Raw genomic sequence first — 11,481 nt, 5'->3', positions numbered from 1 at the left:
CGGACCGCCCCAGCGGGCCCTACCGTGGTGACGCATGGCACACGCTGCGGGAGTCCGCTTACCCTTCGAAAAGGTGCCCGCCGCCGTGCGGGCGTGGGTCGAGCGCGCGCTCGGTTCGGCCGTGGTCTCCGCCGCGACACAGCAGGGTGGGTTCTCCCCCGGCGTCGCCGCCCGCCTCGTCACCGCCTCCGGCCGCCACGCCTTCGTCAAGACCGTCGGTACGTCGCTCAACGAGAAGACGCCCTCGCTGTTCCGGCAGGAGATCGTGGCCGTCGAGGCGATCGGACCGCTGCCGTCCGTCCCCGGACTGCTCGACGTGTACGACGACGGCGACTGGGTCGGGCTGTTGTTCGAGGACATCGAGGGCCGGCTACCAGCGCATCCGTGGGAGCAGTACGACGCCGATCGCGTGCTGGACGCGTTGGCGGAGCTCACCGAGACCCTGGACCCGTCTCCCTGGCCGGATGCGCCGGTGGCCGCCGTACGGAGCCGGGACTTCCTGAGCCGCTGGCCCATGGTCCTCGCCGACGGTCTCGACGTACCGGACTGGCTTGTCGGGCGGGTGGAGGAGCTGGCTGACCTGTCGCAGGCCGCTCTGGCGGTCATGGCCGAGGGGAAGGCGCTGGCGCACTGGGACCTGCGTGCCGACAACCTCATCCTCACCGACGACCGGGTGGTGTTCATCGACTGGGCACACCCCGCGCTGGCCCCACGCTGGGCCGACACTGTGATCCTGCAGGCGGATATGCGCGACAGTCCGGTGCGGCTACCGGTCTTGCCGGACGACCCGGCGATCACCGGCTTCATGGCGGCCATCGCGGGTGGCCAGTGGTGGGGCGCCGCGCAGGAGGCCCCGCCAGGCCTGCCGACGATCCGGGCCTGGCAGCGGGAGCAGGCGCTCGTTCACCTCGACTGGGTGCGGGAGCGGCTCGGTTAGCAGCGTTTTGGGCGGACGGGCGTCTCTGGGGGTGTGACGAATCAAATGGTGAGCATCAGCGGCCCCCATCGGGCGCTGGCGCGTGACGACACGCAAGACGCCGTGTCGGTGCTCTATCAGCAGCACTGGGCAGGGCTCGTCCGCCTGGCCGTGCTGGTGATGGACGACCGGCAGGCGGCCGAGGACGTCGTACAGGAGGCTTTCACCAACCTGTACCGGCACTGGCCGCTCAAGGAACCGGAAGCGGCGCTCGGATACCTGCGGACCGCGGTACTCAACCGCAGTCGCTCGGTCCTGCGCCGCCGCCGGGTCGCGCGGCTCTACATCCCACCCCACCAGGCCCCCAACGCCTCCGCCGAGAGCGACGTAGTCCTCGGCGAGGAGCGGCTCCAGGTGCAACGGGCACTGCAGGCCCTGCCCACCCGGACCCGCGAGGTTCTGGTCCTCCGCTTCTACCTCGATCTCCCGTTCGCCGAGATCGCCCAGCTCCTGGGCATCGGCGAGTCCAGCGCCCGCTCGAGCGCCACCCGTGGCCTCGCGACGCTGACCGACCGTCTGAAGGAACTCCGATGAACAACACCGAAGAACGCCTCCGCGACTACCTGAACACGAAGGCCGGCACCGTCCCCGGCAATGAGCAAGGCCCCGGCCTCCTCGCCGAGTCCACCCACCGACGCCCGGTCTGGCCGGCCCTCGCGGCCGCCGCCGCGGTGGTCGCCGTCCTCGCCGTCACGGCGACCGTCCTCACCGGCTCCGACGACAAGCCCGCACCCGCGGCGAGCCCGGCGACGAACAACCTGCCGAAGCTTCCGTACATCGTCACCGAGGTGAAGCCGGCCAAGAACATGATCAGCGCCGATCGGACCTCGACGCTGTACGACGGCACCCAGAAGGTCCGGATCCCGAAGGACGTCTCGATCTCCGATCGGGTGGACGGCGGCTGGATCGGCGACACCTTCAGCGACAAGACGACCCGCGTCGTGATCCTGCGGCCGGACGGAACAACGCGCACCCTCGGACCGGAGCTGGCCCACTCGCCGATCGTGTCCCCGGACGGCCGGCAGGTGGCGATGATCGTCGACAAGTTCCGGGGGGACGAGCAGGGGCGGGTCGCGGTCGTCGATCTCGCCTCGGGATCCGAGGTCGGTAGCACGCCGCTGCCGCGGAAGGTCGCCGTCGCCACCGCCTGGGGCAGCCGCGGGATCTTCGCCTACTCGGACATCTCGGGCAAGTACGAGTTCTTCGCGGCCCAGCCCGGGGACAAGCAGTTCGAGTTGCTGTCCCTGCCCGGCTTCGGCGGCGGAACCGTCTCCACCCACCCAGGCACCGACGTGGTCGCGGCCGGGGCCGGCGGCGACAGCTGCCTCGAGGCGGGCGTGTTCCGCGGCAACAACTTCGACGTCCTGCGGAAGTACTGCGAGCCCGGCAAGATGGGCGGCCAGCCGGTGCTCTCGACCGATGGCCGCACGATGATCTACGCCGACGGCAATCTGGCCGTCGACATCGCCAGCGGCAAGATCACCAAGCTCGATCTGCCGGACCCGAACGTCCTCTTCCCGACGGGAGCGTTCGAGGACGCGGTGCACGCGCTGGTCATCACCCAGCCGCGGAAGGGCCGCGATCTCGGACCCATGCGGCTGTATCGGTGCGACGTGACCACCGGCAAGTGCACGCTGCTCCGGACCGAGAAAGCACCGAACCAGATATCCATCGTGCACCGCTGAGCACGCGAAAGGGCGGTCCCACCAGGTGGTGGGACCGCCCTTTCGTTTGTTCGTCTTAGCTGTCTACGCGCAGGACGGTGGTGCCGGTGCCGGCTCCGCCGTCGGTGAAGCTGAGCAGGCCCAGGTAGCGGGTGCCCGCGGTGAGTCCGGTCCAGCTCGCCGTGACCGTGGTCTGGGCGGCGGTTTGGACCGCCTGGGACGCCGGGGTGACCGTGAGGTTGCCCTCAGCGGTCGTGAGCGCCCAGTGGTTGAGCTTCATGTTCTGGTTGTCGGCTCCGGCGAAGAAGTCGAGGTACACGTCGTACGAGCCGGCCGCCGGAGCAACCAGGTTCGCCTCCTCCTCGGCCGAACCGCCTCCGCTGTTCGCGAGGACTGCCGTCGTACCGGACTTGTAGACGTACACGTCGACGTCCGTGGCCGCCGGGTAGTCCGCGTCGAACGTCGAGAACCGGGCGTACTTCGTCCCGGCCGGAATGTTCACCGTGATCTTCGCGACGTGGTCGTTGGCCTGCGGGTTGGTCGTCGGGAACGACACCCCGCCGGCCTTCTTGATGACAGCCTCGGTCACCGTGGCCGCGGTCAGGCCGACCGCCGTCGTGTTCAGCGTCCCGGTGTAGCCGGCTGTGACCGCGACCGGCGCCGAGCCGCTGACGCCAGTGCCCTTGACCTGTACGGGCGCCTTCACGGTCAGCGGCTTGACCGCCAACGTGCTGGACACCGAATGGAAGGCAGATTTCCAGGTCAGCGTGCCGAACGAGTACTGCTCCAGCGGCGCACCGGCGTTCTCGATGGTGACCTTGTACGTCGCGGACTTGCCGGGAAGCATGATCAGCAGCTTCGGCGACACCGTCACCTTGAGCCCGGTCGCGCCCTCGACCGTCGGGAAGTAGACCTCGGGCAGCTTGCTGACGCTCTTCACCGTCCGCGTGATGGTCTGCTTACCGGCCAGGTCGCCGATGGCCATGGTCGGGTAGTTCAGGTCGCTCGGGTCGATCTTGCCGCCGGCGCACAGCTCGTGCGTCGCCGCCACCTCACCGGAGCCACAGACGAACTTGGCCCAGTCGGTGTACGTCGAGTCGTAGACCAGGCCCGGGTCCATCGCCTTCTTCGGCTGGACCATGCCCGCGCCGTACCCGAACGGGGTGGCCGGCGTACCGGAGTCGTTCTGGATCGGCTTACCGACGGTGTCCTTGGCGGTCGCCGTGGTCGCGAGCGCCGACTTGATCGCCATCGGCGACCAGTCCGGGTGCTTGCTCTTCAGGACGGCCGCGATACCGGAGACGTGCGGGGTCGACATCGACGTACCGCTCATGAACGCGTACTCGCCACCGGCCGCGCTGAAGGCGGTCGTCGCGGCCAGCACGTTGGTGCCGGGAGCCATCATGTCAGGCTTCAGCAGGTCGCCGTTGCCGGCCGGGGACGGGCCACGGCTGGAGGACGCAGCCACCTTCGGCGCGTTGACCTTGACTGGCGTACCGGCGCTGATCGTCGCGGTCGGGGCCGCCGCACCGCTCACGTAGGCCTTGACCGCCGGGGCGGCCTTGTCGTCCAGGTGGACCGACGGGACGGTGTGCAGGTCGGAGTCCAGGGTGCCCGGGGTGATGTTCAGCAGGACCATGCCGACACCGCCGGCCGCCTTCACCTGGACGCTCTTGTCGGTACGAGCGTTCACGCCGCGGTCACAGACCACGATCTTGCCGGTCACCTTGGCCGGGTCGAGCGTGCCGGCCTGGCAGAGCACGAGGTTGGCCGGGTTCGCACCGGTGAGGCCGGCGTCCTTGGCCAGGACCACCGGGGCGCTCGGCACGCCCGAGCCGATCCCGGCGCCGGTGTACTTGCTGCCGTCGCCGAACGTGACGGTGGTCTGGATGTCGCGGTCATGGGTGCCGTTGGCAACAGTCGTCACCCACGGGTAGGTCTTGCCGACCGTCGCCGCGCCCGGGCCGGTGTTACCGGCGCTGACGGAGACGAACACGCCCGCCTTGGCGGCGCGCAGGAAGGCCAGACCGGTCGCGTTCACGTACGTCGAGCCGGAGCCGGAGATCGAGTAGTTGATCACGTCCACGCCGTCGGCCACCGCGGTGTCGATCGCGGCGATGATGTCCGCGTCGGTGCCGGAACCGCCACCGGTCGCGTCGACCGCCCACAGCGCCTTGTAGATCGCGAGCCGGGCGTGCGGCGCCATCCCGGAGCCCTTGCCGTAGTCGCGGCCCATCACGGTCATGTCGACGCCGTAGTTACCGCCGGCGGTGCTGGCCGTGTGCGTGCCGTGGCCGCCGAAGTCGCGCGGCGACGTGAACTCCTCCGGGATCGGGCGGCTGCCGATGCCCTTGTTGAAGTAGCGGGCGCCGATCACCTTGTTGTTGCAGGTGACGAGCGGGGCCTCCTCGCCGGCCTGGCAGGTGCCCTTCCACTTCTTCGCGATCAGCGCGTCCGACGCCTTGGTCGTCTTGATCGGCGCGAAGCTCGGCCGCTCCGGGACGAACCCGCCGTCGATGACGCCGATGATCACGCCGTCGCCGGCCTTGTCGACGCCACCGGCCTGCTGCCAGGCGCCACCCTTGCCGGACAGACCGAGGTAGCGCGGCGTGTCGACGGTGTCCTGGTGCTGCAGCTCGCTCGGCTCGACGCTCTTCACACCGGAGGACTTCGCCAGCTTCACGGCGTCGTCGTACGACATCTCGGCGGAGAAGCCGGAGTACGTGTAGTTGTAGTCGTAGAGCTTCTTGGCGTCCGGCGTGGCCTTGAGGACCTGGTCACGCTCACGCGTCAGGTGCTGGACGTAGCTCGTGACCGGCGCGGCGGTCTTGACCAGCTTGCCGCCCGCGGCGACGCGGGTGGCGGGCAGACCGGCGATGTCACCGTCGTACTCGGCCACGGGAGCGTCGTCGAGCTGGACGACGTACGAGCCGGTGACCGACTCCTTGACCAGCGGGTCCGGCAGCGCCGGCGTCTCGGCTGCCTGGGCGTGAACCAGAGGCAGCCCGGCCAGCGACGCGGCGAGCGCACTGACCAGAATGATGGGGGTACGGCGGGACACGGAGTCCTCCAGGACGGTGGGGAGCCAGGGCTCGCAGACGACCGGACGCTGGTGGTGAGCAGCGTCACGGGGCCCTGAGTATGCCGTCGGACCCTGAGCAGTGTCACGCTCGCCACGTCCATGTCATCCCACCGCAAGGGAAAACCCGATGCCGGACTTGACCGAGACAATCACTGTGTCAGCACCTGCTGCGGCCTTGTATGCATTGGTCAGTGATCTACCCCGGATGGGCGAGTGGAGCCCGGAATGTACCGGCGTGACGTGGAATTCCGGTACGCCGGGACCGGCCGTCGGAGCGCGGTTCGTGGGCCGCAACCGGGTCGGATCGGCCCGCTGGCTCACCCAGGGGCAGGTGGTCGAGGCCGATCCGGGCCGTCGCTTCACCTTCAAGATCTATTTCGGCCCGCTCCAGGTGGCGCTGTGGTCCTACGAGTTCACGCCGACCGCGGAGGGCTGCGAGGTGGCCGAATCCTGGACCGACCGCCGCCCGGCCGTCTTCGCGATCCCGATGAAGTCCGTCTTCGGCGACCGGGTGAAGATCAACCGGAGGAACATGCGAGTCACCCTCGACCGCCTCAAGACGGCCGCCGAGAGCTAGTGCCCGTCAAGGCCGGTTTGGTGAGCGGGTGCGCTTGTTGGTAATCTGTTCCTTCGTGCATTCACGGGTGCCCAGGCAAGTGTGGAGCCAGCCGTGCGCGCGACACCTTCCTGTATTGACCGCATACTCCTGATCGAGGCTCTGCTCACGTGGCGAACATCAAGTCCCAGATCAAGCGCAACCGTCAGAACGAGGCTGCGCGACTTCGCAACAAGTCGGTGAAGTCGACCCTCAAGACGGCCGTGCGCCGCTTCCGGGAGGCCGCTGAGGCCGGCGACACCGCCAAGGCGTCCGAGACCGCTCAGGCGGCCGGCCGGCTGCTCGACAAGGCTGCCAGCAAGGGCGTTATCCACGCCAACCAGGCGGCCAACCGCAAGTCGGCCATCTTCAAGAAGGCCGCGTCGCTCTGATTCGCGCCTGACGATCGGCCAGTCCCCAGGACCGGCCGATCGTTTTTGCGTGCCCGAAACCGGGCAGCTGTGGCTTTTGGCCCAGCCCTCGGGTGGCTCAGCTCAGCGGCGGCCGTGGGCGCGGCTGACCGTGATGACCATTCGCTCGAGGGCATAGCCGGCATCGCCGGAGGCGCCCTTCACGTCGGCGTCGGCCTGGGCGACCGCCTTGATCGCAGTCGCGAGTCCACCGGGTGTCCAGCCCCGGGACTGCTGCCGCAGCGACTTCAGCTTCCACGGCGGTACGCCGACCTCGCGGGCCAGGTCCGCCTCGCGCATCCCGCCCGGAGCGCTCGAGAACTTCGCGAGACCGCGCAACCCGCCGGCCATCGCGCTCGTGACCAGCACCGGCGCGACTCCACAGTCCAGCGCCCACCGAAGCTGCTCCAGCGCCGGCTCCGTCCGCCCTTGGATCGCCGCATCCGCGACCGCGAAACTCGTGACCTCCGCCCGACCACCGAAGTACTGCCCGATCAATTCGGTCGTCACGGCGTGCCCGTCGGAGTCCGACACCAGCTGCGCACAGGCCCCGGCCAGCGCCCGGAGATCGTGCCCGACCGCGTCCACCAACGCCGTCGCGGCCCGCTCGTCGATGCTCCCGCCGTGCAACCGGATCTCCCCGGACACGAACTGGGGCAGCTCCCACGCCTTCGGTGCCGTCGCGACCACCTCGGTGACCGAGGCCTTCCGCAGCTTGTCGAGAACGCCTTTGCCCTTCTGCCCGCCCGAATGCACGAGCACGACAAGGACGTCCTCAGCCGGGGCTCCGGCGTACTCGATGACGCGTGGTGCCATGTCGGCCGACAGGTTCTCCAGGGCGCGCAACACCAGCACCCGCTCGGTCGCGAACAACGAGGGCCCGGTCAGCTCGGCGAACTCCCCGACGTCCAGCAACGACGAATCCAGCTCGGTCGTCTCGACCTCGGCGCTGTCCTTCTTCACCGCCGCGATCGCCGACCGCACGGCCCGATCCGCCAGAAAGCCTTCGGACCCGGTCACGAGCAGAACATCGCCCAGCTTCGGCGCAGAACCCCTACGAGCAGCCACACCCCCAGCATCCCATGCCCCACCCCCAAGACAGGATGGCCTGTATGTCCGACTCCCCCGTTGACGCCCTGATCCTGGTGGATCTGCAGACCGCGTTCGTGTCCGGCGCCGACGCCGTACCGGATGCCGAGCAGTTGCTCGCCCGCGCGACCGACCTCCTGGATCGGGCCCGCGCGGCCGGTGCCGTCGTCGTACACCTGCAGAACGACGGCGCACCCGGAGCCGACGACGAGGTCGGCTCGCCCGGTTGGGAGCTCTACCTCCCGATCAAGCCAGGCCCTCGCGAACACGTGATCCGCAAACCCCGCGACGACGGCTTCGACGCCACCGAACTCGGCGAGATCCTGGTCGCCGCCGGGGTGCGCTCGCTCGCAATCTCCGGTGTCATGTCCGAGATGTGCGTCCACGCCACGTCCCGTACGGCGTTGGCTCGCGGCTACCGGGTGGTCCTCCCCCACGACGCCCACGGCACGTACGACGTCCCCGCCGTACCGGGTGTTAGTGAGGCCATCCCCGCCCACACCGTTTCCCGCGTCGCGGCCTGGTCGCTCGGTGATCAGCCCGACATCACCCACCCAGCGTCCGCCGTGTCTTTCGGCTAGACCGACTTGGAGTTGAGCAACTCGTCGACGAGGGCGGTGATCGGCTCGTCCTGGGCGGCGGCGGCCACTGCTTCGGCCTCGGCTCCCAGGGCCGTGCGGGCCGCCTGTTCGACGGTGTCTCTGGCCTCGATCTCGTCGGGGAGCAGCAGCGGAGTCGCGGCCCTGATGCGCTGAGCTTCGGCAACCGTCACCAGCCGCAACGCCTGCCGGTGCTGGCCCGCTGCCAGCTCGCCGGCGGCGAGGTTGTCGAGGCAGTCCACCAAGGCGTCGACCAGGTCGAGTTCGTGGTAGATCCGCAGGGCTTCCAGGGAACGCTCGCGCGAGCCTTCCAGGTTTCCCATCTGCAGGTACAGCTGGCCGAGGTTGCTGAGCGTGCCGGCCAGGCCGCGGTGATCGTCAACGCTGCGCCACAGGTCGCACGCGGCGAGGTGTGCCTGCTCCGCCTCGACGGTCCGGCCGAGCCGGTGGAGCACTCCGCCAGTGATATTCAGCGAAGTGGCGTGCAGCCTGGTGTTTCCAGTCGGCTCGGCGAGCGTGACGGCTTCCTGCGCCTGCAGTACGGCGACGTCCAGGTCGCCCAGGGCGAGGTTCGTGAAAGAGAGCCCGATCAGCGCGGAGATGAGGCCTAGGGGCTCATCGAGGAGTCGGTAGATGCGGAGCGCCTCGTCGCCGAGCAGTCGCGCGCCGGCCGGGTCACCGTTGGTGCGGGCGAGCGAGGCCGCCGCCCGAAGTGCTGCGGCTCGGGTCTCGGTCGGCGCCTCGTCTTCGGCATCGAGGGCCCGGCGCAGCCAGTCGCGGCTTTCGGCGATCAGGCCGTGGCCCATCCAGTACCAGCCGGTGGGCGCCGCGATCTCCAGAACGCGACCCGCCTCACCCGGCGTACGCAGAGCCCACTCGACAGCCGCGCGCAGATTGCCTGCTTCGCTGTTCAGCTCATGGACCACGACCTCGTGATCGGGACCGCCGTCCCGGAAGGTCCGCGCGGCAAGCGCGGCACACCACGTCGCATGCCGGCCGCGGACCGCCGACTCGTTGCCGGTGGCATGCAGCTGCTCGAGGGCGTAGTCGCGGATGCTCTGCAGCAGCACGAAGCGGTCGCCGTGTTCGCCGGACTCGAGCGTGACCAGACTCCGCTCGCAGAGGTCGGCCAGAATCGCCTTCAGGTCCGCGGGCTCCGCGATCGGCGCCAGGTCCTCGCCGCAGACGACTTGTTCGGCGGCGTCGAGGGTGAATCCACCGACGAAGACGGCAGTTCGGTGCAGGACCTCACGGCCGACCGGATCGAGGAGCGAACTGCTCCAGTCGATGGCGCTCCGGAGGCTGGTATGCCGTCGCCCGGCCGAGCGCATACCGCCGACGAGCAGCCGCAACCGATCCTCGATCCGCAACGCCAACTGCTCGATGGTCAGGGTCCGAGTCAGACCGGCCGCGAGCTCGATCGCCAGCGGCAGCCGGTCGACGGCCGTGCAGATCTCGTCGATCAGGAGTGTCTGGCCGTCCGACGGAACCCGACTGCGCTCCCGGAACAAACGAACGGCAGCCTCACGACCGAGGGGTCCGATGGGGTGCACGTGCTCGCCGACGACGCGAACCGGCTGCTGGGACGTCACCAGGACGGAGACTTGGTCGCCCTGGTCGACGATTCCGGATAGCAGGGCTCCGACTGACTCGACCAGGTGCTCTGCGTTGTCGAGGATCAGCAGGCCGCCGGCGAGCTTCTCGACGCAGCGCGAGAGCAACCCGTCGGGCTCGGCTTCGACCGCCGCCACCGAGGCGAGGCCGGGCAATACCGCCTCTGCTGTGGTGATTGCGGTGAGGTCGAGCCAGTACACCGCTCGGCCCGACTGATTGACGGCCGCGGAGACCTCTTTCGCGAGCCGCGTCTTTCCCACTCCGGGCCCACCGGTCAGCGTGACGACTGCCGGCCGAGCCAGCCGCTCCAGCAAGGCCGCAAGATCGCCGTCCCGCCCAACCATCAACGCCCCCGCCACCGGCACCGCGCCGATCGAGCCTGCCGCCCTCGGCGCCGCGCCCATCGCACCCGCGGCCGTCGGTGCTGCCGTCGAGGCCGCCGCTGTCGGAGCTGCGGCTGTCGAGATCCGGGCTGCTGGCGTTTGGGCGGTCGGTGATTGGGGTTGGCGTGGGTTTGGGGCGCCGGGCAGCGCCGGTCCGCCGATGGGTGGTGGCGGGGTGGCCGGGAGCAGCGAGGGATCCTGGCGCAGCAGTTTCAGCTCGAGGTCGACGGTGTCGCGGGACGGATCGATGCCAAGCTGGTCGGCGAGTGCCGCTCTCAGCGTCGCGATCCGGGCCAGCGCCTCGGCTTGCCGGCCGGCCCGGTACAGCGCGATCACCGCCAGCCCGAGCAGGCGCTCGTTCAGCGGATTCTTCCGCGCGAGTTCGTCCGCCTCGGTGACCACGACGGTACCCAGCGCCAGCCGAGCCTCAAGCCGGTCCGTCTGCAGGTCGATGAACAGGCGATCCAACCGCGCTGCTTCGACAGCACCGAAGGGCGTCCGGCGCAGATCCGCCAGCGCCGGACCACGCCACTGCGCGAGCGCATCGGCCACCGCGGCGCTCACCTTGCTGTAGTCGCGGTCCCGCCGAGCAGCCTCCACCACCGGCAGCATCTGCTCGACCATCGCCAAATCAGCCGGACCACTGGTGCTGAGGGCGTACCCGTTGTCAGACCGGTGCACGAGCCCCGCCTGATCGCCCAGCGTGCGTCGCAACCGATGCGCCAGCACCCGAAGCCGCGCCCCCGGCTTCTCGACCTGCCCGTCACCCCACACCGCCGCGGCCAGCACGCCGTCCGGCACCCCGTGACCTCGAGCCAGCGCGAGCCGAACCAGCAACGCCCGCTCAAGCGGCCGATCAACCCGGTACTGCGTGCCGCCCGCCCTCAGCAGCGTCGGCCCAAGGATCAGCACATCGAGCGAGCCATCCATAGCTGAACCCATGCGCGTCCCCCTCCCCCAGAGTCCCGGTGCGCTCCTCAAATCTACCCAACGCCCGCCGTCCCCGCCGCCGCGGCTCCCACCCCCAGCTCCACCCCACGAAAGCCCTTGCCGACAGCAATCAACGCAC

General features: G+C 69.5%; 9 protein-coding genes. 6 read left to right on the top strand and 3 right to left on the bottom strand.

Annotation, left to right across the window (positions count from 1 at the left end; translation table 11 throughout):
• The first annotated feature begins 73 nt into the window (after positions 1-73).
• From OG474_RS31870 to OG474_RS31860, 3 genes are read left to right on the top strand one after another with little or no spacing between them, the layout of a single operon-like run.
• A complete protein-coding gene (locus tag OG474_RS31870; RefSeq protein ID WP_405057305.1) occupies positions 74-937 on the top strand; it encodes a hypothetical protein in 864 nt (287 codons plus the stop codon).
• Between the two features lie 45 nt (positions 938-982).
• Positions 983-1,510, top strand: a complete 528-nt coding sequence (locus OG474_RS31865; protein WP_405057304.1) for an RNA polymerase sigma factor — start codon at positions 983-985, stop codon at positions 1,508-1,510.
• Positions 1,507-2,661 (top strand): hypothetical protein, encoded by a 1,155-nt coding sequence (locus OG474_RS31860; RefSeq protein ID WP_405057303.1) that lies wholly within the window; start codon positions 1,507-1,509, stop codon positions 2,659-2,661. The genes OG474_RS31865 and OG474_RS31860 overlap by 4 nt, the downstream gene beginning before the upstream one ends.
• 55 nt (positions 2,662-2,716) lie before the next feature.
• On the opposite strand, the gene OG474_RS31855 is transcribed toward OG474_RS31860, so the two are convergent.
• Positions 2,717-5,701, bottom strand: a complete 2,985-nt coding sequence (locus tag OG474_RS31855) for a S8 family peptidase (RefSeq protein WP_405057302.1) — start codon at positions 5,699-5,701, stop codon at positions 2,717-2,719.
• Between the two features lie 148 nt (positions 5,702-5,849).
• Between OG474_RS31855 and OG474_RS31850 the strand changes: the two genes are divergently transcribed.
• Both OG474_RS31850 and rpsT read left to right on the top strand, forming a co-directional pair.
• Positions 5,850-6,299, top strand: a complete 450-nt coding sequence (locus OG474_RS31850) for an SRPBCC family protein (protein ID WP_405057301.1) — start codon at positions 5,850-5,852, stop codon at positions 6,297-6,299.
• Between the two features lie 149 nt (positions 6,300-6,448).
• A complete protein-coding gene (rpsT, locus tag OG474_RS31845) occupies positions 6,449-6,709 on the top strand; it encodes a 30S ribosomal protein S20 (protein WP_405057300.1) in 261 nt (86 codons plus the stop codon).
• Between the two features lie 102 nt (positions 6,710-6,811).
• On the opposite strand, the gene holA is transcribed toward rpsT, so the two are convergent.
• The gene (holA, locus tag OG474_RS31840) at positions 6,812-7,795 is read right to left on the bottom strand and encodes a DNA polymerase III subunit delta (RefSeq protein WP_405057299.1); all 984 of its coding nucleotides are present in this window, start codon (positions 7,793-7,795) and stop codon (positions 6,812-6,814) included.
• Between the two features lie 44 nt (positions 7,796-7,839).
• Here holA and OG474_RS31835 point away from each other — a divergent pair, with 44 nt between their 5' ends.
• Entirely contained in the window at positions 7,840-8,397 is a 558-nt protein-coding gene (locus OG474_RS31835; RefSeq protein WP_405057298.1) for an isochorismatase family protein, read from the top strand.
• Here the strand turns inward: OG474_RS31835 and OG474_RS31830 are convergent.
• A complete protein-coding gene (locus OG474_RS31830) occupies positions 8,394-11,354 on the bottom strand; it encodes an AfsR/SARP family transcriptional regulator (protein ID WP_405057297.1) in 2,961 nt (986 codons plus the stop codon). The two genes, OG474_RS31835 and OG474_RS31830, sit on opposite strands and share 4 nt — an antisense overlap.
• Positions 11,355-11,481: the final 127 nt, after the last annotated feature.

The organism is Kribbella sp. NBC_01505 (genome assembly GCF_045040285.1).
Classification (GTDB): Bacteria; Actinomycetota; Actinomycetes; order Propionibacteriales; family Kribbellaceae; genus Kribbella.
This window is presented reverse-complemented; position numbering and strand designations above follow the sequence as displayed.